A 24,355-nucleotide genomic window follows, 5' to 3' on the forward strand; every position below is an offset into this window, starting at 1 on the left:
AAGTAACGAATCGTCAATATTTTGACACACAAGTATTGCGCTCATAGCTCAGCTGGATAGAGCACTTGGCTACGAACTAAGGGGTCGGGAGTTCGAATCTCTCTGAGCGCACCAACTTGAAGAATTAACCGCACATGTTGCGGTTTTTTTGTGTCTGAAATTTGATAAGTTGTCATTATTATTTAAATATGTTTGAAAAAAAAAGATTTTAAATTATTCTTAGATTCTCGAACTTGATTTTGTGGATTACTTTTAACGAGTTGAAACATGTCAGCATCTAATCCATTCCTGAGTTGATCATTCAAATATAGCTTTATAGATAAATCTACGTAACTGGTCGCTTTAACTTTTTTAAAGTTTGGGTTTTTCAAGAATAGCGGGAAAAAATCTAACATTTTCAAAATATCATTGCGTACAAAAGTGTCATCAGGTTCACAACCTATTGCATAAATATCATCCAGTCTAAGTGTCAAATATTGTTCATTTCTGTTTTTTAGAAATTCTAAAAATAAAGATGCAAGTTGAAAGGCCTGATAATTGAAATGAATCCATATCCCGAAGTGCTTTTGAAAATTATAAATAGCATTCATTCGCTTTGTTTGTAAGAAATAGAAAGAATATGCATTTTCATGGTTTGATTGATACAAACAAATATCTTCCTTAGTGAATAGCGATAGCCAAAATAAAGGCACAAGATTTTTTGCAAAATAACCTTGATTTTCATCAGATACAAGATGTTCTGTAAGTGGTGTATTGGATAAATATAGGGATGAGTAAGCGCTCATTATTGTTGTTTGTTTTTTAAAGGTTCAGTTAATAAAACAATAAATTTAAGAGTAAGTCTATAGCTTTTATTAAAATGTAATATGGTACGACTATTCTTGTCGCACAACCCTTATTCATCACGCTATCCGCCAACTAAAAACATTAAAATAAGCATAAGAATAGAAGCCCTGAAAAGAACATGAAAAAATATACAGATGGATATTATATTTACCAGCATGTTGATTTTATTTGCCATTTCAACTTGCAGCAGTGTGATGGTTGTAATCGTACCATGACAGGTTTTGTCTACGAATTACAAATTCAGAACTTTGATAATGAAGTGGTGTTTTTTTGTGCATCTTGTATGGAACAATTAGAGTTGATCAGTGCTAATTAAATTGCATGATCTATTAGAGCAAAAAATACCGGATGACGAATGAGATAAAACTGAGTGAAAAAGTCGTAATGATGAGATTGTTAATCAATTTTATCGTCGATTTTTTAAAGACATTGAAAGATAGATTGAATCCTAAAAACATGATTGCAAAAATTAAATGTTTCAAAAATGCAAAGATAAAAAAGCTGCGAAATTCTGTTTTTATTTCTGCAATATATTGAGGCGAATTCGGAGCGTCTGTCATGTATGGGAAAGTTTGCAGCTGTCCCTGTTTGTCTTTAAATGCGATTGTGTTGAGAAGGAATTCATTGTAATTATTAGTGTTTTTGTCTAAAAAAGTATAAAAGTTAAGTGAAATAATCTGAATTTCGTGGTTTTCAATATATTTACAAATCAGTTCGAGTTGCCCATTACAGGATTTGGAGAAAATCTCTTGTTGGTTTTCCTTAAATATTATTTTGGATTGATGATTTCGGTAATGGAATATCTCAATCTCCATTTGAGGTGTTATTTCCATTGTTTTTTGAACCCAATTTTTGTTTTTTAATTTATGTTGGAATTGAGCATAATCTGAAAACTCTAGGTAAGTTGATGATAAAAAGACAATGGCAACGAGACAGCACATGAAAAATTGAAAAATTAACTTTATATCTACTGCATTTTCAGAATCTTTCATTTTTTCCTTTTATTAAAATTTTATTTGTTGGTAAAAATTGAATTTGTGGAAATTATATCGCTTGTGTGAATGCACTGCATTATTTTAGCAATACTTATTCTATTAACATATTTCTTTAGTAAAAATAATCACAGTAAGATAATCCAAAATCACTATTTCTGCTTTAGCACAAAGCAAAACAATAATATTTTGGACGACTTCTTTGAATTGGCAATATATCTACAGTGTGATGCCACAGTTTGTTTCAGCGACTTTGACCACATTAAAAATTTCAGTGATCAGTATCTTACTTGCAATCGTCGTTGGCTTAATTTGCAGTATTTTGATCACTTATCATGTACGTGTATTTGATAAAATCGCCAAAATTTATATTGAAATATCACGCAATACACCTTTGCTGATTCAGCTTTTTTTCCTCTATTACGGGCTTCCCAAGTTAGGGATCAAAATTGATGGGTTTACCTGTGGTGTGATTGGCTTAACCTTTTTAGGGGGAAGCTATATGGCAGAAGCATTTCGAGCAGGTCTGCAAGCAGTTGCCAAGGGGCAAATTGATTCAGGGGAAAGTATTGGTTTAAACCGATTTCAAGTTTTTCAATATGTGATTTTTCCGCAAGCTTTGGCTGTCTCAATCCCAGCGATTGGAGCAAACTGTCTATTCCTGATCAAAGAAAGCTCAGTGGTCAGTGCAATCGCCGTAGTGGAATTATTGTTCCTGACCAAAGACTTAATTGGCATGGATTACAAAACCACAGAAGCGTTGTTTTTATTGGTCATGTCATATCTGATTATTTTACTGCCAGTCTCCATTCTCACCAGTTATTTAGAATTTCGTAGTCGGAAGGTGAGTCATGGAGTTTAACTATTTATTCCAACCCGATCATCTTGAACGACTTCTCGCAGGGCTTTGGGTGACGGCGAAAATTGCTTTTATTTCAGTATTCTTTTCCGCGATTTTTGGCACGATTTTCGGTGTCATCATGACATCAAAAAATTTATTGGTGAAAGCAATTTGCCGACTGTATTTAGAAGCCATCCGTATTATTCCTATTTTGGTGATGCTTTTTGTTTTCTATTTTGGTTTTGCCACTTGGTTTAATTGGCAATTTTCAGCAACGGCTGTTTGTATCGTTGTATTTGTCCTATGGGGTACAGCGGAAATGGGCGACCTCGTCCGTGCTGCAATAACATCTATAGATCAACATCAACGTGATTCAGCTTATGCGCTAGGACTCAACCCAATTCAAACATTAACTTATGTCATTTTTCCACAGAGCTTAAAACGAGTTACACCAGGTGCAATCAACTTATTTACGCGTATGGTGAAAACCAGTTCTTTAGCGGTGCTTATTGGTGTGATCGAAGTGATTAAAGTAGGACAACAAATTATTGAAAATTCACTTTTAATTGTGCCCAACGCTTCACTGTGGATTTACGGTTTGATCTTTATTTTATATTTCATTATTTGTTATCCCTTGTCACGTTTAGCGACCCATTTAGAAAAAGTTTGGGAGTAAAGATTCATTATGGCTTTGTTATCTATACAACATTTACAGAAATCATTTGCAGAAAGTCATATTTTACAAGGGATTGATTTGGACGTAGAACAGGGTGAGGTCGTTGTTATTCTTGGGCCTTCAGGCTGTGGAAAAAGCACCTTATTGCGCTGTGTAAATGGCTTAGAAAAAATCCAAAGTGGCTCGATCACGTTGCAGGGTTTAGGCGTACTTGGACAGGATGTACCGTGGGTCGATGTCCGTCAAAAAATTGGCATGGTATTCCAAAATTATGAGCTTTTTGGGCATATGAATGTGATTGATAACATTCTACTCGGTCCTTTGAAAGTTCAAAAAAGGAATCGTGCAGAAGCGGAAAAAGTTGCGGATAAATTGCTAAAACGTGTGGGTTTGTATGATCGTAAATTGGATTATCCGCGCCAACTTTCAGGTGGACAAAAGCAACGTATTGCGATTGTTCGTTCATTGGTGATGCAACCACAAGTGATTCTTTTGGATGAAATTACCGCAGCATTAGACCCTGAAATGGTACGTGAAGTTTTAGATGTGGTGTTAAAACTCGCTCATGATGGCATGACCATGTTGATCGTGACCCATGAAATGTCCTTTGCTCGTAAGGTTGCAGATCGGATTATTTTTATGGACAAAGGCAAAATCATCGAACAAGCCACACCTGAACAGTTCTTTGAACAGCCGAAAACTGAACGTGCTAAAGCATTTTTAAATATGTTGAATTACTAGAATTAGAGTTGTAAAAATGACTGTATTAAAAAACTTAAAAGCGATGGGTATTTGGACAAGTACACTTTTACTTGTTGGTTCTCTCTCTGCCTGTCAGAAACCTACAGACCATCAGACCAAGCAACAATCTGCAGAAGATCAATCTTTAGAACAAGTGAAAAAGAATGGTGTGTTTCGTGTCGCAGTATTTGCTGACAACCCTCCTTTTGGTTATGTCGACAGCGCAGGTAAGCCGCAGGGCTTCGATGTCGCTTTAGCTAAGAAAGTCACCAAAGACCTATTAGGTGATGAGTCAAAAATTGAATTTGTGGTGACTGAGGCGGCGAATCGGGTGGAGTTTCTAAAATCGGGTAAAGCAGATGCGGTATTTGCCAGTTTTTCTGTTACACCTGAACGTAAGGAAGTTGTGGATTTTGCACAGCCCTATTTAAAAGCAGCTTTAGGTATCGTTTCACCAAAAGCCAAAGCCATTACCGATATTAAACAGCTTGAAGCTAAAACTTTGATTGTGAATAAAGGTTCGACCTCTGATATTTATTTCACCAAAAATTATCCAAAAATCAATTTGTTGAAATTTGAACAAAATACCGATGCTTTTAATGCTTTGAAGGATGGGCGTGGTGATGCGATTTCTCAAGACAGTACCTATGCATTGGCTTGGGCAGCAGAAAATCCAACATTTACCGCAGGAATTCAACAAATTGGCAATGAAGACTTTATTGCACCTGCGGTGAAAAAGGGCAATACCCAACTGCTCAATTGGCTCAATACAGAAATTTTGACACTACAAAAAAATGGTGAAATCCAGAAGATTTATGACCAAACCTTAAAGCCAATTTATGGTGAAAGCGTTGATGCAAAAGTCTTTTTAGATGTCACAGCAAAATAATTTTGAATCAATAAGAGGAAAATAAAATGAACATCGCCATAAAAAATGTAACTCAACTCTTGGTCGCTTCTGTATTGAGTTTAGGTTTAGTCGCATGTAATAAAAATTCTACTTCACCTGATAAGACGACAGACACAGAAAAAACAGTTTCAACAATCGAGCAAATTAAGAAAAATGGTGTAATACGTATCGGAGTATTTAGCGATAAGCCACCTTTTGGTTATTTGGATGCGCAAGGGAAAAATCAAGGCTTCGATGTTGAAATTGCTAAGCACGTTGCGAAAGATTTATTGGGTGACGAAAACAAGGTTCAGTTTGTTTTAACTGAGGCAGCTAATCGTGTTGAATATCTAAAGGCGGATAAGGTGGATATTATTTTCGCCAATTTCACAGTCACACCAGAACGTCAGGAGGTGGTTGATTTCTCTAAGCCATATTTGAAAGTATCTTTAGGCGTTGTTTCTCCAAAAGCCAAACCGATTACAGATGTGGCACAATTGAAAGACCAAACTTTATTGGTCAATAAAGGCACGACAGCAGATTCATTCTTTACCAAGTCACATCCTGAAATCAAATTGCAGAAATATGAGCAAAATACGGAAACTTTCGATGCTTTAAAAGATGGTCGTGGTGCAGCTTTGGCTCATGATAATTTATTGGTTTTGGCTTGGGCAAAAGAAAATCCTAACTATACCGTGGGAATCACCAGTTTAGGTCAGCATGATTTGATTGCACCAGCAGTGAAAAAGGGCGATAAGGAATTATTAGATTGGTTGAATCAAGATTTAGAGAAATTAGCTAAAGAAGGTGTGATCCAACAAGCCTATGAAAAAACCTTAAAACCTGTTTATGGTGACACAATCAATCCGAAAGATTTGTTAGTGGAATAATTGTTATTGCATACAATCTATTTTGAATGAATAATCAACAATATATTGTACGAATGTTTAATTCATATACATTCAGTTGTAAAAGTTATATAAAAGTCTTTTCAATAAAGTGAAAAGGCGTATAATGCCTCCCATCAAGACGTCGCGCTCATAGCTCAGCTGGATAGAGCACTTGGCTACGAACTAAGGGGTCGGGAGTTCGAATCTCTCTGAGCGCACCAACTTGATCATCGATAGATGTAAAATAGACAATAAACCGCTTAATTGCGGTTTTTTTGTGTCTAAAAAATATATTATTGATTTTCTTTAAGCTGAGGTGGTTCATACACTTTTGCATGTTCAAGCTGTGAAATATCCATTTTAATATTTTCTGAAATTACAGCACTACGCCCAAACATTCGTCCAAAAATGACACGACAAGAAAGTTCTTTAGGCAATGCTTTTAATTGTTTAAAGTCATAGATACATTCTAATTTGGATGCGTCATTTTCAGGGCAGATCGTAAATAAAACATCATATTTAAAATGATGATTTTCATAAATGATCGGATTGTCTTCCAGTTCATCTGCAGCAATAGAGCCACTCACTTCAAATTTGTCGTTAATTGGGCATTTAAAGTGGGCATAATGAAAGCGATATTCATCATAAATTTTATGTAATGGTTTCTGACTGAAGGCAGTGGTATTAAATAATAGATAACCATGCCGATCTAATTCAGGTATGTGTTGAGGTGCAACAAAAGTATATTGCGGTTCAAGGGTAATAGGGACTTGATATTCAGGCATTTTTTCACATCCAATCAATAACAATGCGAATGTGCTGACTAAATATCGACTGCGTCCCTGTAACATGTTTATTTTGTCCTATGATTTGCTTTGCGCTCTAATTTTTTGAGTAAATACAGCATTTCCACCTACGGCAGGTAACATATCATGATATGGCAAACTACGTGCAGCTCTGAGTAAGAAAGGTGCTTTTTCATCGACTTTGACGGCTGTCGTTACACGCATAAATGTACCTGTATCTTGCGGATTGAGTTGGACTTGCCCTTTGAGATAACGTAAATCACCGCCATTGGCGAAAAAGTTATTTTCATTGCTTTTTGGAAAATTAAAATGCATTTTAAAGTCAAAGGGAATGCTGACTACACCGAGACCGATACTGACTTTAAAATCGGTATCTTGCCCTTGTACTGTGAGGGCTGATGTGGTGATTTTCTTGATTTGACGCGGAAAAACACTTTGGTAAGAAGTGGGTTGTAGCCATTTTTGTAATTGTTGCGGTGTTTCTTTAAAGGATTGATAGGTAGTGGTAAAGCGTAACATCTCCCGTCCATGCGTATAAGGTACGGTTGTCGGCATGTTCACAATGCTCACGGGTTGTCCTGTATTTTCACTTAAAGCATCAATTTTCTGTAGTTGAGCAGCACTCAGTTTAGGTTCAGGTAATTGTCCAGCATTCAGTGCAATGACATTTTTTGTTCCAAAGCGTTGTCGTAATGACTCTAGAACAAAAGCACCTGTACCTGTTGGAATCCCAAGTTTGGCTTCAGGAATTGCATTTAAAATTTGTTTAAATAAGAATCCTTTAGGTTGATTTGTGTCACCCCATTGGGTCAGTGTCACAAGGGTTTTTTTATCCCCTAAGCTAAACCATTCTAATTTGCCAACTGCATAGGGGAGTGGTGCATCAATGACAATTGTGGAAATACTGTTGCTAGAGACTTGATGTTGCATCACGATATCTTCGTTAAAATTCAGTACAGGAATGGGTGTCGGAATTGATACGCGATATTGCATTTTGCTGACATTGCCTTTTTGTTCAAGCAACTTTGCTGTTTTTAAGGTTGGAAATAAGCCGACATATTGAGTGTAATTACTTAAAGTTTTTGCCACCTCTTGGCTACTAACAGGCACAATAATAGCCGCAGAGGTGAAGCGTGCAGTTGGGTTCGGGTTGGCTTTTAATGTGGGTAAACTTGTTTTGGTTGCTGCTTGAGGATAGATAAAAATATCATCCTGTACATAACTCGCAAGTTGCTGTGCACTATTTTGAAAAGGTTTTAGACTGCTCGGAATGTTGTCGCTCCATGTCACAAGTTGGGCAAAACTGAACGAACTTGCACTTACACAAAGTAATGTACATAGGGTTTTTTGAATAAGTTTCATCCTTGCATCCTTATTTTTGTACTGCATTTTTAGATTTATCTTTTACATGAAAATGATCTTTTTTGAATTGACCTAAACTTTAAAATTAAGCATGTAAATTAACATGAAAACGCAGTGCTAAATGTCATTTCTGGTGTAATATCTTGGCATCGTTAAATTTTGTATTGAAGCACTATGTCAGACACTCAGCCTGCATTATCTGCACGTTATTATCTTAATCTAGAAGAATCACAGGACGGTTTTAAGCTTGCAACCTTAGGCAAAAAGCAAATTTCACGTTTTTTAACGCCTTTGGTCAGCATTGCAATTATAGGATATGGCGTGTATTTGGGCATGGCAACAGTTGGACGTTACTATGTTTTTTTAGGTCTATTCTTTTTGCTACTGCAAGGCTTGATGCGTTATTGGTTTTTACCCATGATGTTTAAACGCCAGTTTATTAAATACCAATTTGGTAAAAGTGAGCAAGGAATTGAATTATTTCAAGATCATGCAGAAATTTTTTCTAGTGGTCGTCCTAAAAAATCTTTCCAATATAGTGATGTACAACATTTTTTGGAAGGCAAATTAACTTATATGATTGAGTTGAAAAATCGTACTGTGATTATTGTACCGAAACGTGCTTTTGCAGACTCAGCTGATCAAACACGATTTGCCAATACTTTTAAAAAATAACCTAATACGAACAAAACTAATATGAAAAAGGGAAGATTATGAGTACACGTCCATCGAAAATTGTCTGTGTCGGTCGTAGCTATGCAGCGCATATTGCAGAATTAGGTAATGCAACACCAGATCGTCCTGTTTTATTTATTAAGCCACCCAGTAGTTTGATTTCTTTACAAGAAGGTATTTCTTGGAATGAAAATTGGGGCAGTTTGCACCATGAATGTGAAGTAACTTTACGTATAGACAAGCCATTAAAGGGTGAAACTAATCCTGAGAAAGCCTTAGAAGCTATTGGTGCTATCACGCTTGGTCTAGATTTAACTTTGCGTGATATGCAAGATGACTTAAAGAAAAAAGGTCAACCTTGGGAACGTGCGAAAGCATTTGATGGTTCATGTGTACTTGCCGATTGGGTCAGTGTCGATGAAGTCAAAGCTTGGGATGCAATTACTTTCGAATTTGCCGTGAATGAGCAAGTCCGTCAAAAGGGGGATACGTCGTTATTAATTTTCGACATCGGTTATTTGCTTGCGGATATAAGCCAAGTTTTCAGTTTAGAGCCAGGTGATGTAGTGATGACTGGTACACCGGCTGGTGTGGGTGCATTGGCTTCAGGTGATCAACTGACGATGACATTGAATGGTCAAAATCAAGATTTCGTTTGGAAAAGCTTTGTGAAGTAATTCATTCATGAACTTGGAATTACATCTGAATTTGATGTTGTTTTGATTTTGATTCAGTACAGATTCGATGGATGAAAAGCAGATTAAGTATAACTTGATCTGCTTTTTTTACGATTGTTAAAAATAACTATTTGAAATATTTAGAAACTGTTGTAACAAATTATTATTCATTAAATTGATGGATATCGGTAAATAAAATCTATTTTTGTGATATGGTGTCTATTCTTTGTATGAGTTTTATTCTTATTTAGAGATATTTTGTTGGATAAACAATGTACTTTTCTCTAAGAACTCATATTCATTTGTCTCTGCATCCTAATTTAAAAGATGATGTTGATCTTGAAATTCAGATTCTATTTGTTCTTATTTTTTTATCATAAAAAATGATGTCTGTAGCATCTGAATGCTAGCTAAACTCATCATTTTAGGAGCTTTTTCAAAGAACTCAAAAACTAATGGAGATAGCAATGACCCGAATTGCAATTATCGGAGCAGGTCCTAGTGGCATGGCTCAATTAAGAGCATTTCAATCAGCAAAGTCCAAAGGTCTACAAGTTCCAGAAATTGTATGTTTCGAAAAACAAAACGATTGGGGCGGACTATGGAATTACACTTGGCGTACAGGTGTAGATCAACATGGCGAAGCGGTACACGGAAGTATGTATCGTTATTTATGGTCTAATGGACCAAAAGAAGCATTGGAGTTCGCAGACTATACGTTTGATGAACATTTTAAAAAGCCAATCGCTTCATATCCTCCACGTGCGGTACTTTGGGATTACATCAAAGGACGTGTTGAAAAGGCTGGTGTGAAAAATCAGGTTCGCTTTAATACAGCAGTACGTCATGTTGAATATGATCAAGTAACGGAAAAATTTACAGTTTACGTATGTGACCACACACAAGATCGAGTGTATTCGGAACAGTTTGACTATGTGGTAGTTGCTTCAGGACATTTTTCTACACCTAAAGTTCCTGAATATGAAGGTTTTGATCAATTCAATGGTCGAATTCTACATGCACATGATTTTCGTGATGCTGTTGAATTTAAAGGCAAAACCGTGCTGCTTGTTGGAAGTAGCTATTCTGCCGAAGATGTTGGTTCACAATGTTATAAATATGGTGCAAAGCAAATTTATAGTTGTTATCGTAGTCAACCGATGGGCTATAAATGGCCAAAAAACTGGTCTGAAAAGCAGCATCTGCTAAAAGTAGATGAAAATACAGCCTATTTTGGTGATGGAAGTTCTGCCAAAATTGATGCGATTATCCTGTGCACGGGTTATTTGCACCATTTTCCTTATATGGCGGAAGATTTACGACTCAAAACGCACAATTGCTTGTATCCACAATCTTTATATCAAGGCGTGGTTTGGGAAAATAATCCAAAACTATTCTATTTGGGTATGCAAGACCAGTGGTATACCTTCAATATGTTCGATGCACAAGCTTGGTATGTGCGTGACATTATCATGGGGAAAATTGAATTACCTCCATCGGCTGACATGCAAGCACACTCTCAAATGTGGATGGCACGTGAAAGTAAGTTAAAAACGCCTGAGCAAATGGTGAAATTCCAAGGCGAATATATCAAACAATTGATAGCAGCCACCGATTATCCTAGTTTTGACATTGATGCCGTAAATGATATTTTTATGCAATGGAAAAAGCATAAAAAAGAAGGCATTATGAACTTTAGAGATAAAACTTATCGTTCTGTCATGACGGGTAAAATGTCGAAACCGCATCATACACCGTGGTTATATGCTTTAGATGACTCTTTGGAGGCTTATCTTGAGAGTGAAAATCGAGAGCAGCAAGCCATATAATTTTTCAGCATGTGATTCATATCAATGCATAGTTGAAAAATTATATGGGTCAATATTTTAAGATGAAAAGGGCTGTAGTTTTACAGCCCTTTTTTATTGGCAATTTTAGTGGTCAGTTTACAAGGTCGCACTTATGGTTATTTATATCATTTAGATGCTGCCTCTTTTCACCGTATAGATCATTAACAATGATTAGCAAAACAAGAACTAATACCGCTTAAAGTGGAACGAGTAGATCCATTGAGCTTAAAACAATGGATCATCTCAGAAGAGATTTGATTTTGCTATTTATTCTCTAAAATTGTTGAAAGTGGAATTGATAATTTCGCAGCCAAGTATTCATCCGACTCAATCAAGGCAGGACCAATACGTTGCATCCAAACATCATCAGGGTGAATATTTCCAACGTCCTGACGGCGTGGTAGTGGATAAGGTAAGGCAGTATAAAATGTCCAAAAATCAATAGTGTCTAAATTACGTGCCAATACATATTCGTTATTGTCTGTCCGTGTCACTAAATTTTGTTTTTCTAGCATGCTGACATAAGCAGGCCAACGCCCAATTTCACCACGGCCCAAAATTTTTAGCACTTCTGCATCACTCACAGCTTTGCCACTTTTTTGCTTCTGATAAAATAACTCTAAAACGTCTAATAACATTAAAATAGGATGACGAGTTTGGATTTTACCTGTATGAAATGCAGTAAGTGCATAACTGATTTCAACCCCTAGTAATACAATATTCCATGACATAAAAATCCATAATAGGAAAATAGGTACTGCGGCAAAAGCACCATAAACAATGGTATAACTGGTAAAGTTGGTCATAATGAAACCAAACAAGTTTTTCAGTAATTCAAAAACAATGGCACTAAATAGACCTGAAATTGCTGCAGCTTTTACGGGTACACTACGGTTTGGAATAGTCCAATATAAAATGAAAAAGCCGAGCACCGTTAAGGCAAAAGAGATAATCCATAATAATGCTGTGCCATCCACTTGGTAACCTGCAAAGTTGTTACTGAGTACATTCATTGATGCAAGAGTTGATGAAATCACAAATGCACTGCCGAGCAAAATTGGTCCTAAAGAAATAATCGTCCAATAGCGCATAAAGCCGACTATACCATTGCGGGTTTCTTGGACACGCCAAATACGATTAAAGACTGATTCAATACTGGTTAGCATCATCACGGTGGTGATGAAGAGGAAAAGTATCCCGATTACGGTTAAGTTGCTCGAGTTTTGCGTAAAAACGTTAAAGGCTTTGTCAAAAGCAATACTGGTTTTTGGCAAAAAATTACTATAAATCATTTGTTGCAACTGCTGTCGAGCGGGTTCAAGTGCTTTAATCGAGGAGATAATCACTAGAAAAACCGTCAACATCGGGACAACAGCAAATAACGTGGTATAGGTTAAAGAGCCTGCTTGATCACGACAACGATCCGCTTCAAAACGACGAATCACAAACAGAATAAACTGAAACCAAGTTTTGTCATAAAAGGGGAGCTTTTTCAGTAAATTCATCATATTTTGTCTATCTCAATTTATTTTCATCATGTTTATCTAGATTTACTGTTACAGCTTAACCAAAAATACAGAAAAATACCGTATAGTTTTCTTTTTTACATCTTTAAAAAATTATGCAAATGTATGTTTTAGTTCTGTATTACAGTAAATATGGTGCAACCAAAGAAATGGCACATTTAATTGCCAATGGTATTGAAGCAGCAGGGGTTGCTGTAAAAATACGTACCGTACCCAATTTATCAACCGTGGTGACAGAAGCGCAAGCCAGTATTCCAGAAGAAGGTGATATTTATTGTACTTTGGATGATTTACAAAATTGTGCAGGTTTAGCCTTAGGTTCACCAACACGTTTTGGCAATATGGCATCTGAAATGAAATATTTTTGGGATCAGACTACAAGTCTTTGGCTCAATGGTGCTTTACATAATAAACCTGCGTGTGTGTTTACTTCTTCAGGTTCAATGCATGGTGGTCAGGAAAGTACACTGTTAACGATGCTGCCTCCATTGTTCCATCATGGCATGATGATCATGGGTCTAACCAATGCAGAGCCTGCATTGTCGAATACAAAAACAGGGGGGACGCCGTATGGTGCAACTCATGTGAGTGGTCCACGTCATGATTTAAGTTTAAGCCAAGATGAAAAAGTTTTATGTGAAGCACAAGGCAAACGCTTGGGTGAAGTGGTGAAAAAAATGGCACTTTAATATGTGTGCAAGGTTCTCTGGTCTACAGTATTTATATGAGTTGATTAGAGAGCCATTATTTTATGTATTGAATACGAATTAAAACAAAAAAATATGTTCAAAATGCTGATTTAGAAAATCGGAAAATGATTAAAAATACTCAATTTTAATGATATGAAAATTGATCCTAAGACCTTTTAATGGTTTTTTGATCAATGCTATTCATTCGATGATTCAATAGAAGGCAGAGCGATCAAAGTAATTTCATTTCATTTTGGATGAAATTAGAAAGTGAGTGACTTTCACTTTCTAAAATTTAATCTTGTAATGCACAAAGTATTTTTCTGAATGGGGCTCTATTTGAGTTGTTTTTGATTTGCATTTGTATTGGTCGTCATATTAAAACGATGCTTACATTTTTTACATACATAATCTAAATAAATATTCTGGTCGACCATCACCCCCGCTTTCTTACCAAAGCGATGTCCTAAAAATCCACCTGTGATTCCGACACTGATTGCACCGACAAACGTCCCAATCGTGCCTCCCATAATCACGCCTAATGGTCCTGCAACAGTTCCAATCGCAGCGCCAATCGATGCACCTGAAGCAGCCCCGCCGACAGTTCCTGCTGCTGCGCCCGCTGAGCTAAGCAGTACGCCACCTGCTTTTTGCAGTAGTTGTTCATGATTACGTGTTTCGATTTCACTTGAACCACACTTAGGGCAGATTACAACCATTTCATCAGTCATTGATCAGTACTCATTTCGGATAAAGTCCATTTGCCTTTGTCTATTCTGTTGATGCTATTCATTATTAGATTGAATTGAAGTCATGATTTCAATCTTATGACATCTAAATTGTAACTCATTCAAACACTTGATTTTTATCATTCATGTAACAAATACAAAGAAATTTTTGATTATTTTTTAGGGTTTAAATAAATTTTTCCGACATTGATTTTATTGAAAATATGCGGTGAATTTTTTTCATCAGGGACTTGCTGCCAGTACACTTCTGAATAATCATAAATTTTCCCTTCATAGCCTTCAAAGGCGATATAAATTTGTAAAGGACCTTCTAGCTTACGCATATTGGGTCTAAAAAATTTATAATGAATTTCAAAAGCAGGCAGTTGAAAAGCACCTTGAGCAGATAAGGTTTTTTCGAAGCGATGATCCGCAGCCATGTAATAACCAATATCTCCCGTCTTATACGCTAAAGGGCGTCCAGTATGCTGATCATACAAAGTTCCTATTGCCTCAGGATGTAAATAAATCGTTTTGGTTGGGGTAAAGAAATATACAATCAACCCAGTACATGCCAATAAGAGCACCGACATAAGAATAATTTTGGTTTTCATCATTTTTACTGATTTGATCTAAACGTACGTTGACGCATCAAACTTTCTTGACTAACGCTACATACCAAACGGTCATTTTGCCACATTTCACCAAAATTTAAACCGCGTGCTTGGCTAGAGCGCGTGGCATACATGTCATATAGCATCCATTCATCGACCCGAAAATGATGATGAAAATGTATGGTGTGATCTAAACTTGCACTGCGCACACCGCCGTTGGCGTAACTTACACCATGCGGACGTAAAGATGTGGTGAGTAAATTATAATCAGAATAATAAGCTGCAATGGCTTGATGCATTGCAATAGTATCTAATTCACCTTCAATTTTATCAAAACTTCTAAAGTATTCAGCATATTGTGTATCTGCTTTGATGGGGTGAAATGGATTCGCAAATTCAACAGGGTGGATTAATAAGTTAAATTGTTGCATCACAATGGCACGGCGACTTTCAGGAATATCATTCACAATCATCATTTTATGCTCTTGTTCAGGGATGAGTGTGTCAGGGTGAGGATAGTCAGGTGCTGAAATTTGAAACTCTAACCCTTGTTCTGGTTGCGCAAAAGACAGCATTGCTGAAAATATGACTTTACCATCTTGTAATGCGTGAACTTGTCGTGCTGAAAAGCTTGAACCATCTCGTAAATTTTCAACTTTAAATAAAATCGGTAAATCGGTGCGACCACTACGAATAAAATAAGCATGGAGGGAGTGTGCAGGGCGGTCTGTAGTTTTAGAGGCAGCAATCAAAGCTTGTGCTAAAATTTGTCCGCCAAATAAATGTGAACCAAAAAGTTGATTGGTTTGACCTTGGAAAAGATATTGGTCAATTTGTTGCACATTTAATAAATGCGTCAGTTGCTGTGTGAGTGAATCCATTCTGGTGGTGACCTAATTTTTGTATTTGTAAATAATATAGTCGAGTCAACTTAAGAAATGAATGAATAAAGTATTTATCCTTTCGATCAGAAATAAAAAAGAGCGCCTAAAGCGCCCAATTTTAAACAGTTACAGTTATTCTTGAACGAAAGTAACTGTACCGTTTGCTAAAGATTCAACACGTGCCAAAGACTCAACACGGTAACCTTTATCAAGAAGTAGTTGGCGACCTGATTGGAATGATTTTTCAATCACGATGCCAATACCGACAACTTCAGCATTCGCTTGATGGATAAGATCAGCAAGTCCTAAAGCAGCTTGACCATTTGCTAAAAAGTCATCAATAACAAGGGCTTTATCACCTGCACTGATATGCTTTTTTGAGATCGCAATGGTGCTTTCAACTTGTTTAGTAAATGAGAAAACTTTAGAACGATATAGGTCATCTTTTAACGTTAAAGATTGGTATTTACGTGCAAAAATCACGGGAACACCAAGCTCAAGTCCGGCCATTACTGCTGGCGCGATACCTGAAGCTTCAATCGTAATGATTTTGGTAATACCTGCATCTTTAAATAGACGCGCAAATTCCTGACCAATTTGCTGCATCATAACAGGATCAATTTGATGGTTTAAAAAAGAATCGACTTTCAGAACCTGATCAGATAGAACGATACCTTCAGCCAAGATTTTCTGTTCTAGTGCGTACACGGGAAGAATCCTCTAAGGGCAAGGTGCTTTTTCAAGCAAAGGCGTATTTTAAAAAGCACCAAGAAAAAAGCAAGCTCAATTTCACGAAAAGTGGAAAATAGCTTATTTTTTGTAGCCTGTCAGAGAAAGATTATAAGATGTCTTACCATCTTGGTGTGACATTTTTACAGGTAAGTAATCCAACTTCGGTGCTAACCAAAAAATCGATTGTTTGGTTTTGTTATCATGAGTGAGTACGACTTTAATAGTATCGAAGGTCCCATAGCTGGTTTTGACAGACTCATTACCTTGTTTGACAAAATGACGTGTGTCTAAACCTTTGGCATCTGCAATGAGGTAGCTTGATTTTAAGCCTGAACCTTTTAAGTCTTCACGAACTTGTAACTCAGCATTTAACTCATCCAATGCACCTGCTTTCCAAGCAAAAGAACGGGCTTTATTACTTTTATTGGTGTTAATAGTTTTGGTACTTGGATTAAACTTGATGGTCATAGTGTCATTATGAACCAAAATTTTACTGGTACGACTGAAGTTATTGGATTGGATTTGACCATTGTTTAAAGAAAAATTACTGGTTTCTGTGGCAGAGGCAATGGCTGCTGCTTTAGCTGCAAATACATAACTCCAATTGTTACCATTTTTGCTCAAGGTGCGGGTAGCCGAACCCATATTTTTACCATTATAGGAAAATTGGTAAGTGGCTTGGAATGGACTCATGGCAAGAGCATGGCTTGAAAAACCTGTGAAGCATATAGCTGCAACAAGCCCTGTGGTAAGACTCATTTTTTTCATTAATTGTGTTGCCATAAGGAATATCCTATGCAATTGACGCGATATAGCTATTATGCGACTGAATTAAGGAGAAAAACTTAGAATTTAAGCAAAATATGTGAATTTGTGTATTTATTTTGCATACATCTATTTCAAAGTTTTCATTTTAAACATGGGCTTAAGCTATTTTTGTTGAATTGGTGTGACATCCGTTTCAATAAAATCATCCTCAGCGGAGTCGTCATCCCAGTCATTACTCCCTACTTTGTTAAATAGTGCCATGAGATTGACATTGCCAATGACCACAAGTTCAGTTTCTCTCAGTTCAGCATGATTAATATGGACTTTGTTTAGGGTATCCATAATTGAGCGTTTGTCACCAAGCCAACGATTAAGGTCTAAATGCAAAAGTTCATCTTTGACAGTCAATACATTAAATTTTTCTAAAATCATGCCCAAAGGGTCTTTTTTTAGAATTTTTTGATAGAAAAATAATGCAGCATTAACCCCAAGCTTATAGAAAAAATTGGGATAAGTTGCTTCAATGACTTCGGTATTGCTAATTTGTTCAAAGACGATGAGTTGCATGTCTTTGTTAAATTCCATTTGAATGAGTTTAAGATCTACGCCTAAGACTAGATGCATGCCTTTAACATTCAATGTTGCATATAAACGTAGCCAATCATTATGTAAGTCAGCATGTAAGTCTTCTAAAATTTCAACATTGTCAGTGACAAAACGTTGAAAAGTGGCATTGAGAAAAACCTGTGATATAGGGAACTCACGTTCTTCTTCAATAAAATCCCCAGCTTTTTGGTAAATACGTTGAATACGTTGAGCAATCTTAGAAAGTAGCGACGGCATAAGTGAGTTCCAAATCAGCTTCATTTTATTCGGTGTATCTTGTCGATTTGTTTAAAATTTCCAAGCTTTATTCTTGCAGTTTAGCAAATTTAGATGCACCATTTTAACGTTTTATTCTAATGATATATTTTCTATTAAAAGCAGCACTGAAAAGTATTAAAAGTGTAATGCTAAAATAGTTTTATTTTTGATTCAGTTGGGGAATGGCGGTCAATTGTCATGTTTAAAAAAATGAAGATTTCATCTAAGGCTTTTTTACCTTGGTGGGAAGACAATATCTTCTTAAGTGCTGTCGTAGTGGCGATTGCACTGCATCTGGTTTTTATTTCATTACAGTTTGCTGAGCCCAAAGAACATGATTTACATCATAGCAAAGACATTGCTGTGACCTTGCGCCCAAGTGCAGATGAAGTCAAAGATGCAGACTTTTTAGCGCAAGAAGACCAACAAGGCTCTGGTGTATTTCGTGAAAAGCACCGTATGTCGAGTGATATGCCCGCACAGACAAAAGATCTAAGCGTTGGTGAGCAAGAGTTAGAAGCGTTGGAAAAAGTACAGCAAAAGCGTGAATTAAAGTTTGAAGAAAAAGTATTGATGACTGTGCTCAGTTGGCAGAAACAAGCAGAACAAAATGAACGTAAAAAAGCCATGGATGAGCTGCAAAGTCAATTTCAAGCCAAAGCAGCCATGGTGGCGAGTTTAGAAGCACAATATTTACAAAAACAGCAAAATTTTAGTAAACAGCAAAAAATTAAAACTGTGGATGGTATTCAAGCGAAAAAAGACGCTTCAGCAGCTTATTTGGAGAAGTTTCGTGCCAAAGTAGAATTGTATGGTAACCGTTATTATCCTGATGAGGCAAAACAACAACGCTTATCGGGTGAAGTTCGTTTAATGGTGATCTTGAATGCTTCAGGTGGTATTCGTGCGATTCGTTTGATTGAAAGTTCAGGGCATCCAATTTTAGATGAAGCTGCAAAAAACTCAGTGCGTAAAGGTGCGCCGTTTGGAAATTTTGATGCCAATATGAAAGATATTTCTGAGCTGAGAATTATACGAACTTGGCGTTTTGATCCTGCTGAATCTGAGTTTGAAGTGCATTGAGGACATTTTAACGAGCAATAAATTCATCGACTGTGACGATTTCATCAATGCTCAGTGACCAAAGAGTGGCTTGAATACATTTATTTTCAGCGATACGGCTGTACTCAGTATGGTCAAAGTTTAAATCAAAACAATGTTGCCAACTGGTTTTTATCTCTTGTTTAATGTCTCTAGGTAATTGATAAAAATCAGTATCTTCTAGCCCTAAGTTTTTTAATTTTTCATTAAATTGAATTTCATCTGCTGTTGAACAAGGGATATATGATTTAAAAGAATAAGGATAATGCCATAAATCAAAATCAGACAATAAAATCTCATGGCTTTTCTTTTGAAATTCGATGCGAACCGCTTTGCTTCCTTTGCTTAAATGTCCTGAATATCTCAAATCAGGGCGCTTCTGTGTGGATGATTGCCATTGATACCATGCCCAGATTGGGCAACTGGCATATTGAGATGAAGCCCCAATACGCATATTCATTTGCTGGATAAGCCATTGGTAGCCATGTACACAACGTCGATCTATGTGATCTGAATAGTATGGGTAAATAATTTGATTTTGCAAAATTTTTTCATAAAAAGAATAGTCTTGAATTGTCCACAATGTGGTTAACGTGTTTTGTTCATTCATGTATTTCATTCATTTTCATTTTGCTTTGAAAAAGGTTGAGGCAGTAATTGTAGATGTGGATAGGGTACTTCAATTTTGGCATCTTGCAGGGCTTCTTTGACGTGTTCTAGTAACTTTTCTTGAATACGAGGTAAGCGCTCCATTTGATAGGGTTCGAGCCAATAACGCACAATCAGCACGATGCCTGATTCTGCAAATTCACGCACATCAACACTCGGTGCAGGGGTTTTTAAATATTCATCTTCTTGGTCTAAACGCATTAAAATAGCTTGACGTGCTTTTTCAATATCTTCATGCAGTGAAATACGGCAATAACTTTCAAAACGCATTCTTTCATGCGCAGTTAAATTGGTGACCTCGGCATTGGCAACGGTTGAGTTTGGAATAATAATCAATAAATTATCACGGTTACGAATATGGGTCGTTCTGAGTAAAATTTGCGTAATTTTTCCTTCAAATTTATTAATACGCACCCAGTCGCCAATATGAAAAGGGCGTTCTATTAAAATTGTAATACCCGCAATAAAATTAGACAATGTGGACTGAGCGGCGAAACTCACTGCAATCCCGACAATCCCAAGACCTGCCATAATCGAAATAATATTAAAGCCAAACTGTGCCATGATGGCTGCGATGCCAAAAATGACGAGGAGCACAGAAATAATGTTACGTAACAGTTGTTTTAACGAATCATCAATATAAAAACGATCTAAGAAACGCATAGTGAGTTTGGTAAATAGCATCCAAATCATATAAAAGATCAAAGAAACAATCGCAGCGCGTGAAACAGCTTGTAAATATTTTTCAGATAAACCAAATTGCGAAAGAATCGTAATGACTGAGGCAAGTAACCAAAAAAAGTGAATGGTATTGTTGATGATGTTTGTAATGATTGGATTAGTATTAAACTTTTTAGATATATAGCGAACAAAAAGCCGTAAAACCCGACTCAGTAGCCAAAAAAATGCGATTAAGATGACGACAATAAAGAGCTTGCTCAATATTGAAGCTGCAAGGATATCCCAATCTAAATCGTGATTCTCTGGCGCACCCATACTTAAATAGATACTGCGTTTGAGGGCATCTAAAAACTCGTTGAATAGGCGGTCGAACATGATTTAAGTGATAAATTATCTAATATTTTTAGGGACTTTGACAGTATAGATAAAAGGTGTTTGCGGTGATAGAACTAACTTTTGTAATTTTACCGTATAAGTGTAACGATTTTCTTATTCTCAAATAAAAACAAGATAAGCAATGTTGACATTACTTATCTTGCAAGGAAAGTTGATATTAACTTTCTTTGATGGTGTAAGGATTATCGAAACCTAATTTTGTCAAAATCTCAATTTCTAAAGCTTCCATTTCCTCAGCATCAGCTTCAGAAGTTTCATGGTCATAACCCATTAAATGCAAAGAGCCATGCACCAGCATATGTGTGAAATGCTCAATTGGTGTTTTTTCTTGTTCAAGCGCTTCTTGTAAAACCACAGGAATGCAAATCACCAAATCACCAATGGGGAATGTATCTAAGATTTGAGCCATTTCATCAGGCAAATCACTTGGGAAAGACAGCACGTTAGTCGGTTTGTCTTTACCACGATATTCTAAATTGAGTTTGTGACTTTCATCGACATCCACACAGGCAATACCAATTTCACAATCACTTTGTGTGTCAATAAAGCGCAGTGTCGTTTCAACGACTTTTTTTACATAGGCACGTTTGAGTACCAATTCAGGTGCCTCAAACGCTTGTTGTAACGATAAACTAAGTTTCAAAATGAATCCTTAACTTTAACCATGTATAACGTTTTAGTCCTGTGCATCTGCTTTGAGGTCATTATCTGCGATGAGGGCTTGTTGTAGCGCTTTACGCTCAGCACGTGCAGCAGAACTTAAACGGTGTTGTTCACCTTCCCATCCTTCATAAGCTTCAACAATTTTTTGAACCAATTGATGACGAACAACATCACGAGAATGGAAACGTGTGATATGAATTTCTTTGACATTTTCAAGTACACGCAGTGCATGTGCAAGACCTGATTGTTGACCACGTGGTAAGTCAACTTGGGTAATATCCCCCGTAATGACAGCCCGTGAACCAAAACCTAAACGCGTTAAAAACATTTTCATTTGTTCAGGTGTAGTATTTTGCGCTTCATCCAAAATAACAAAAGAATGATTTAAAGTACGACCACGCATATAGGCGAGGGGAGCAACTTCAATGATTTGACGCTCAATGAGTTTTGCGACTTTTTCAAAGCCAAGCATTTCATACAAGGCATCGTAAAGTGGGCGTAAGTAGGGGTCAATTTTTTGAGTTAAATCGCCGGGTAAAAAACCCAGCTTTTCACCCGCTTCAACAGCAGGACGGACGAGTAAAATTCTTTGAATTTCGTTGCGCTCAAGCATGTCGACTGCGGCAGCAACAGCAAGATAGGTTTTACCCGTACCTGCAGGACCAATCCCGAAAGAAATGTCACTTTGTAAAATACGTTGTACATAACGTTTTTGGTTGATGCCGCGTGGATTAACACGCCCTTTAGGAGTTTGCAGCCAAATGGCTTCAAGCCCTGTATGTTCGTTATCTGATAAATCAGCTTGTAACTCTCGGTCAGTTTGGCTGCCTTGAATCATGAGGTGAACGGTATCTGCACTAATTTGAGCAGAAAATTCAGCTTCGTCATATAAACGTTGCAATAAAATTTCTGCTCTTTCAACAGCATCTAATTTCCCATCGATAAAAAAAGCTTCACTTCGATGGGAGATTTTGACCTCTAAACGTTGTTCTATTTGTTTCATATGGCTGTTATAAGCACCAAGCATGCTTTTTAAACGTTCCATAGAAATGCCAGGAAAAGCTACTGTACGTCGAATTTCGGCAGTCAAGAGATATCCTTTTTATAAGCTTAATGGATAGCTCTACATTACGACACGTCAGGCTCAAGATTCAAGAGTTCACCATAAACTAAATTTAAGGTTTTAATCTCTGTGATCTCAATCTCTGCAAAGCGTCCCACCCAATTCGCATCGCCAATAAATGTTACTAAACGTGTATTGTCTGCGGTTCCAACCAATAAATTAGGATCTTTATTGGAAACACTCTCAATTAGAACACGTTGGATGGTTCCAAGCATGGCATCAGTTTTTTCAATACTGGATTGTTTAATCCATTGTTGAACTTTAGCCAAGCGTTCTTTCTTGACAGACTCAGGCGTTTCATCTGCAAGTTCAGATGCTGGCGTACCTGGACGTTTTGAATAGATAAAACTATAAGAATGGTCAAAATCTAAATCTTGAATAAACTGATAAGTTTCTTCAAAATTTGCATCAGTTTCACCAGGGAAGCCAATAATGAAGTCTGAAGATAAATGCATATCTGGGCGAACTTTACGTAACTTCGCAATTTTGTCGATATAAACATCGATAGTATGGTTACGTTTCATTGCTTGTAACACATCATTTGAGCCACTTTGTACAGGCAAATGTAAATGTGAAACCATTTGTGGTAAGTCACGGTAGCATTGAATCAAATCATCATTAAATTCAAGTGGATGTGAAGTTGTGTAACGTAGACGACCAATCCCTGGAATTTCCGCGACTAAACGCAGTAAATCTGCAAAGGTGCAGATTTCACCTTCAAAGGTTTCACCACGGTAACCATTCACGTTTTGACCTAAAAGGCTAATTTCACGCACGCCTTTTTCAGCTAAACCTGCGATTTCAGCTAAAACGTCATCAAGTGGACGAGAAACTTCTTCACCACGTGTATATGGTACAACACAGAAAGAGCAGTATTTTGAACAGCCTTCCATGATCGAAACAAAAGCTTTAAAACCTTCCACACGTGGCTCAGGTAAAAAGTCGAATTTTTCAATATCTGGAAATGAAATATCGACCAATTTAATTTTTTCTTTTTTCGGTTTTTCGACTTGATCATGATGTTGATCAAGCATTTGTGGCAAACGGTGTAAGGTTTGTGGACCAAAAACCATATCGACATATGGCGCACGTTTTTGAATATTGTCACCTTCTTGCGAAGCAACACATCCACCGACACCAATCACTAAATCTGGATTTTGTTCTTTGAGTTTGCGCCAGCGACCCAATTCAGAAAACACTTTTTCTTGTGCTTTTTCACGAATTGAACAGGTATTCATTAGGAGAATATCTGCATCTTTAGGATCAGTGGTCAGTACATAACCGTGTGAATCGCCTAAAAGATCTGCCATACGATGACTGTCATACTCATTCATCTGACACCCTTGCGTTTCGATATACAGTTTTTTCACTGTACCGTCTGCTGGGGTGTGCTGTGGCTGGAGAACAGTGTTTTCTGAGGCAGCTTTGGCACCATTGGGGATGAAGGTTTGAACCGTCATGGAGGTGTTTATCCTATATAAAACCAAAAATTAAATGGAGTGACGTTTCGTCAAACCAATAAAGTAGCGCATTTTACAGTATTTACATACAAAGCCATAATAAAAATCTATACAGTAAGATGAATATTCAAATCATGCTAAAAAAGAACGAAAAATGGATAAAATTAATAACGTTGAATCATAAGGTTACACAACAGAACAGTAGAAAAGCA

General features: G+C 36.8%; 27 protein-coding genes and 2 tRNA genes. 13 read left to right on the forward strand and 16 right to left on the reverse strand.

Annotated features, from left to right (window positions below):
- The first annotated feature begins 37 nt into the window (after nt 1–37).
- Nucleotides 38–114: transfer RNA gene (locus tag G0028_RS02810), tRNA-Arg, on the forward strand.
- Nucleotides 115–182: 68 nt separating this feature from the next.
- Here the strand turns inward: G0028_RS02810 and G0028_RS02815 are convergent.
- A complete protein-coding gene (locus tag G0028_RS02815) occupies nt 183–785 on the reverse strand; it encodes a hypothetical protein (protein ID WP_180046452.1) in 603 nt (200 codons plus the stop codon).
- Nucleotides 786–964: 179 nt separating this feature from the next.
- Between G0028_RS02815 and G0028_RS21010 the strand changes: the two genes are divergently transcribed.
- On the forward strand, nt 965–1,162 hold the full coding sequence (locus G0028_RS21010) for a hypothetical protein (RefSeq protein ID WP_180097338.1): 198 nt from the start codon (nt 965–967) through the stop codon (nt 1,160–1,162).
- A 13-nt stretch (nt 1,163–1,175) separates the two neighbouring features.
- On the opposite strand, the gene G0028_RS02820 is transcribed toward G0028_RS21010, so the two are convergent.
- Nucleotides 1,176–1,838 carry a hypothetical protein gene (locus G0028_RS02820; RefSeq protein ID WP_180046450.1) on the reverse strand — a complete coding sequence of 221 codons (663 nt, stop codon included), beginning with the start codon at nt 1,836–1,838 and terminating at the stop codon, nt 1,176–1,178.
- Nucleotides 1,839–2,040: 202 nt separating this feature from the next.
- On the opposite strand from G0028_RS02820, the gene G0028_RS02825 reads away from it, so the two are divergent.
- From G0028_RS02825 to G0028_RS02850, 6 genes are all read left to right on the forward strand, one after another.
- The gene (locus tag G0028_RS02825) at nt 2,041–2,700 is read left to right on the forward strand and encodes an amino acid ABC transporter permease (protein ID WP_218946334.1); all 660 of its coding nucleotides are present in this window, start codon (nt 2,041–2,043) and stop codon (nt 2,698–2,700) included.
- Nucleotides 2,690–3,355: an amino acid ABC transporter permease gene (locus G0028_RS02830; RefSeq protein ID WP_180046448.1), complete on the forward strand. Its 666-nt coding sequence runs from the start codon at nt 2,690–2,692 to the stop codon at nt 3,353–3,355. The genes G0028_RS02825 and G0028_RS02830 overlap by 11 nt, the downstream gene beginning before the upstream one ends.
- Before the next feature lie 9 nt (nt 3,356–3,364).
- Nucleotides 3,365–4,096 carry an amino acid ABC transporter ATP-binding protein gene (locus tag G0028_RS02835; RefSeq protein ID WP_180046446.1) on the forward strand — a complete coding sequence of 244 codons (732 nt, stop codon included), beginning with the start codon at nt 3,365–3,367 and terminating at the stop codon, nt 4,094–4,096.
- 43 nt (nt 4,097–4,139) lie between these two features.
- A complete protein-coding gene (locus tag G0028_RS02840; RefSeq protein ID WP_180046464.1) occupies nt 4,140–4,985 on the forward strand; it encodes a transporter substrate-binding domain-containing protein in 846 nt (281 codons plus the stop codon).
- Between the two features lie 26 nt (nt 4,986–5,011).
- Nucleotides 5,012–5,875: a cysteine ABC transporter substrate-binding protein gene (locus tag G0028_RS02845; protein WP_130074373.1), complete on the forward strand. Its 864-nt coding sequence runs from the start codon at nt 5,012–5,014 to the stop codon at nt 5,873–5,875.
- 144 nt (nt 5,876–6,019) lie between these two features.
- A tRNA-Arg gene (locus tag G0028_RS02850) sits at nt 6,020–6,096 on the forward strand.
- Nucleotides 6,097–6,168: 72 nt separating this feature from the next.
- On the opposite strand, the gene G0028_RS02855 is transcribed toward G0028_RS02850, so the two are convergent.
- Together G0028_RS02855 and G0028_RS02860 are read right to left on the reverse strand one after the other, a co-directional pair.
- Nucleotides 6,169–6,726 carry a hypothetical protein gene (locus G0028_RS02855; protein ID WP_130074374.1) on the reverse strand — a complete coding sequence of 186 codons (558 nt, stop codon included), beginning with the start codon at nt 6,724–6,726 and terminating at the stop codon, nt 6,169–6,171.
- Between the two features lie 12 nt (nt 6,727–6,738).
- A complete protein-coding gene (locus G0028_RS02860; protein ID WP_180046444.1) occupies nt 6,739–8,043 on the reverse strand; it encodes an SRPBCC family protein in 1,305 nt (434 codons plus the stop codon).
- Between the two features lie 174 nt (nt 8,044–8,217).
- Between G0028_RS02860 and G0028_RS02865 the strand changes: the two genes are divergently transcribed.
- The 3 genes from G0028_RS02865 to G0028_RS02875 all read left to right on the forward strand — a co-directional run bounded on the left by G0028_RS02865 (nt 8,218) and on the right by G0028_RS02875 (nt 11,224).
- Nucleotides 8,218–8,718, forward strand: a complete 501-nt coding sequence (locus G0028_RS02865; RefSeq protein ID WP_180046442.1) for a YcxB family protein — start codon at nt 8,218–8,220, stop codon at nt 8,716–8,718.
- A gap of 38 nt (nt 8,719–8,756) precedes the next feature.
- On the forward strand, nt 8,757–9,395 hold the full coding sequence (locus G0028_RS02870; protein WP_130074377.1) for a fumarylacetoacetate hydrolase family protein: 639 nt from the start codon (nt 8,757–8,759) through the stop codon (nt 9,393–9,395).
- A 467-nt stretch (nt 9,396–9,862) separates the two neighbouring features.
- Entirely contained in the window at nt 9,863–11,224 is a 1,362-nt protein-coding gene (locus tag G0028_RS02875; protein WP_180046441.1) for an NAD(P)-binding domain-containing protein, read from the forward strand.
- 284 nt (nt 11,225–11,508) lie between these two features.
- Here G0028_RS02875 and G0028_RS02880 read toward each other — a convergent pair whose 3' ends face one another.
- Nucleotides 11,509–12,753 carry a YihY family inner membrane protein gene (locus tag G0028_RS02880; protein ID WP_130074379.1) on the reverse strand — a complete coding sequence of 415 codons (1,245 nt, stop codon included), beginning with the start codon at nt 12,751–12,753 and terminating at the stop codon, nt 11,509–11,511.
- 113 nt (nt 12,754–12,866) lie between these two features.
- Between G0028_RS02880 and wrbA the strand changes: the two genes are divergently transcribed.
- The gene (gene wrbA / locus G0028_RS02885) at nt 12,867–13,460 is read left to right on the forward strand and encodes an NAD(P)H:quinone oxidoreductase (RefSeq protein WP_130074380.1); all 594 of its coding nucleotides are present in this window, start codon (nt 12,867–12,869) and stop codon (nt 13,458–13,460) included.
- A gap of 335 nt (nt 13,461–13,795) precedes the next feature.
- Here the strand turns inward: wrbA and G0028_RS02890 are convergent, their stop codons facing one another.
- The 6 genes from G0028_RS02890 to G0028_RS02915 form a co-directional block, all read right to left on the reverse strand.
- The gene (locus tag G0028_RS02890) at nt 13,796–14,191 is read right to left on the reverse strand and encodes a hypothetical protein (RefSeq protein ID WP_174493358.1); all 396 of its coding nucleotides are present in this window, start codon (nt 14,189–14,191) and stop codon (nt 13,796–13,798) included.
- Between the two features lie 170 nt (nt 14,192–14,361).
- Nucleotides 14,362–14,805: a hypothetical protein gene (locus G0028_RS02895; protein WP_180046439.1), complete on the reverse strand. Its 444-nt coding sequence runs from the start codon at nt 14,803–14,805 to the stop codon at nt 14,362–14,364.
- 2 nt (nt 14,806–14,807) lie between these two features.
- Nucleotides 14,808–15,683 carry an acyl-CoA thioesterase gene (locus tag G0028_RS02900; RefSeq protein ID WP_130074383.1) on the reverse strand — a complete coding sequence of 292 codons (876 nt, stop codon included), beginning with the start codon at nt 15,681–15,683 and terminating at the stop codon, nt 14,808–14,810.
- A 135-nt stretch (nt 15,684–15,818) separates the two neighbouring features.
- Nucleotides 15,819–16,394: a xanthine phosphoribosyltransferase gene (locus tag G0028_RS02905; RefSeq protein ID WP_130074384.1), complete on the reverse strand. Its 576-nt coding sequence runs from the start codon at nt 16,392–16,394 to the stop codon at nt 15,819–15,821.
- A gap of 102 nt (nt 16,395–16,496) precedes the next feature.
- A complete protein-coding gene (locus G0028_RS02910) occupies nt 16,497–17,201 on the reverse strand; it encodes a DUF3108 domain-containing protein (protein ID WP_130074385.1) in 705 nt (234 codons plus the stop codon).
- A 147-nt stretch (nt 17,202–17,348) separates the two neighbouring features.
- Nucleotides 17,349–18,029 (reverse strand): hypothetical protein, encoded by a 681-nt coding sequence (locus G0028_RS02915; RefSeq protein ID WP_174493354.1) that lies wholly within the window; start codon nt 18,027–18,029, stop codon nt 17,349–17,351.
- A 219-nt stretch (nt 18,030–18,248) separates the two neighbouring features.
- Between G0028_RS02915 and G0028_RS02920 the strand changes: the two genes are divergently transcribed.
- Nucleotides 18,249–19,133, forward strand: coding sequence for an energy transducer TonB (locus tag G0028_RS02920; protein ID WP_180046437.1), 885 nt, complete (start codon nt 18,249–18,251; stop codon nt 19,131–19,133).
- A gap of 7 nt (nt 19,134–19,140) precedes the next feature.
- Here the strand turns inward: G0028_RS02920 and G0028_RS02925 are convergent, their stop codons facing one another.
- The 5 genes from G0028_RS02925 to miaB all read right to left on the reverse strand — a co-directional run bounded on the left by G0028_RS02925 (nt 19,141) and on the right by miaB (nt 24,143).
- A complete protein-coding gene (locus tag G0028_RS02925) occupies nt 19,141–19,761 on the reverse strand; it encodes a DUF3841 domain-containing protein (protein ID WP_165353080.1) in 621 nt (206 codons plus the stop codon).
- 5 nt (nt 19,762–19,766) lie between these two features.
- Nucleotides 19,767–20,876 carry a mechanosensitive ion channel family protein gene (locus G0028_RS02930; protein ID WP_180046435.1) on the reverse strand — a complete coding sequence of 370 codons (1,110 nt, stop codon included), beginning with the start codon at nt 20,874–20,876 and terminating at the stop codon, nt 19,767–19,769.
- 178 nt (nt 20,877–21,054) lie between these two features.
- Nucleotides 21,055–21,540 (reverse strand): rRNA maturation RNase YbeY, encoded by a 486-nt coding sequence (gene ybeY, locus G0028_RS02935; protein ID WP_180046433.1) that lies wholly within the window; start codon nt 21,538–21,540, stop codon nt 21,055–21,057.
- 33 nt (nt 21,541–21,573) lie between these two features.
- Nucleotides 21,574–22,650, reverse strand: a complete 1,077-nt coding sequence (locus G0028_RS02940; protein WP_130074391.1) for a PhoH family protein — start codon at nt 22,648–22,650, stop codon at nt 21,574–21,576.
- Nucleotides 22,651–22,688: 38 nt separating this feature from the next.
- Nucleotides 22,689–24,143, reverse strand: coding sequence for a tRNA (N6-isopentenyl adenosine(37)-C2)-methylthiotransferase MiaB (miaB, locus tag G0028_RS02945; protein ID WP_130074392.1), 1,455 nt, complete (start codon nt 24,141–24,143; stop codon nt 22,689–22,691).
- Nucleotides 24,144–24,355 lie beyond the last annotated feature (212 nt).

The organism is Acinetobacter piscicola (genome assembly GCF_015218165.1).
GTDB classification, from domain to species: domain Bacteria; phylum Pseudomonadota; class Gammaproteobacteria; order Pseudomonadales; family Moraxellaceae; genus Acinetobacter; species Acinetobacter piscicola_A.

Excerpts from the sequence above, each read along its gene's own strand:
- G0028_RS02860 (WP_180046444.1), bottom strand. The coding sequence starts at position 8,043 with ATGAAACTTATTCAAAAAACCCTATGTACATTACTTTGTGTAAGTGCA.
- G0028_RS02880 (WP_130074379.1), bottom strand. The coding sequence starts at position 12,753 with ATGATGAATTTACTGAAAAAGCTCCCCTTTTATGACAAAACTTGGTTT.
- G0028_RS02925 (WP_165353080.1), bottom strand. The coding sequence starts at position 19,761 with ATGAATGAACAAAACACGTTAACCACATTGTGGACAATTCAAGACTAT.
- G0028_RS02855 (WP_130074374.1), bottom strand. The coding sequence starts at position 6,726 with ATGTTACAGGGACGCAGTCGATATTTAGTCAGCACATTCGCATTGTTA.
- G0028_RS21010 (WP_180097338.1), top strand. The coding sequence starts at position 965 with ATGAAAAAATATACAGATGGATATTATATTTACCAGCATGTTGATTTT.
- G0028_RS02915 (WP_174493354.1), bottom strand. The coding sequence starts at position 18,029 with ATGCCGTCGCTACTTTCTAAGATTGCTCAACGTATTCAACGTATTTAC.
- G0028_RS02900 (WP_130074383.1), bottom strand. The coding sequence starts at position 15,683 with ATGGATTCACTCACACAGCAACTGACGCATTTATTAAATGTGCAACAA.
- G0028_RS02875 (WP_180046441.1), top strand. The coding sequence starts at position 9,863 with ATGACCCGAATTGCAATTATCGGAGCAGGTCCTAGTGGCATGGCTCAA.
- G0028_RS02840 (WP_180046464.1), top strand. The coding sequence starts at position 4,140 with ATGGGTATTTGGACAAGTACACTTTTACTTGTTGGTTCTCTCTCTGCC.
- G0028_RS02870 (WP_130074377.1), top strand. The coding sequence starts at position 8,757 with ATGAGTACACGTCCATCGAAAATTGTCTGTGTCGGTCGTAGCTATGCA.
- miaB (WP_130074392.1), bottom strand. The coding sequence starts at position 24,143 with ATGACGGTTCAAACCTTCATCCCCAATGGTGCCAAAGCTGCCTCAGAA.
- G0028_RS02895 (WP_180046439.1), bottom strand. The coding sequence starts at position 14,805 with ATGATGAAAACCAAAATTATTCTTATGTCGGTGCTCTTATTGGCATGT.
- G0028_RS02830 (WP_180046448.1), top strand. The coding sequence starts at position 2,690 with ATGGAGTTTAACTATTTATTCCAACCCGATCATCTTGAACGACTTCTC.
- G0028_RS02865 (WP_180046442.1), top strand. The coding sequence starts at position 8,218 with ATGTCAGACACTCAGCCTGCATTATCTGCACGTTATTATCTTAATCTA.
- G0028_RS02920 (WP_180046437.1), top strand. The coding sequence starts at position 18,249 with ATGTTTAAAAAAATGAAGATTTCATCTAAGGCTTTTTTACCTTGGTGG.
- G0028_RS02890 (WP_174493358.1), bottom strand. The coding sequence starts at position 14,191 with ATGACTGATGAAATGGTTGTAATCTGCCCTAAGTGTGGTTCAAGTGAA.
- G0028_RS02910 (WP_130074385.1), bottom strand. The coding sequence starts at position 17,201 with ATGGCAACACAATTAATGAAAAAAATGAGTCTTACCACAGGGCTTGTT.
- G0028_RS02930 (WP_180046435.1), bottom strand. The coding sequence starts at position 20,876 with ATGTTCGACCGCCTATTCAACGAGTTTTTAGATGCCCTCAAACGCAGT.
- wrbA (WP_130074380.1), top strand. The coding sequence starts at position 12,867 with ATGCAAATGTATGTTTTAGTTCTGTATTACAGTAAATATGGTGCAACC.
- G0028_RS02835 (WP_180046446.1), top strand. The coding sequence starts at position 3,365 with ATGGCTTTGTTATCTATACAACATTTACAGAAATCATTTGCAGAAAGT.
- G0028_RS02815 (WP_180046452.1), bottom strand. The coding sequence starts at position 785 with ATGAGCGCTTACTCATCCCTATATTTATCCAATACACCACTTACAGAA.
- G0028_RS02820 (WP_180046450.1), bottom strand. The coding sequence starts at position 1,838 with ATGAAAGATTCTGAAAATGCAGTAGATATAAAGTTAATTTTTCAATTT.
- G0028_RS02845 (WP_130074373.1), top strand. The coding sequence starts at position 5,012 with ATGAACATCGCCATAAAAAATGTAACTCAACTCTTGGTCGCTTCTGTA.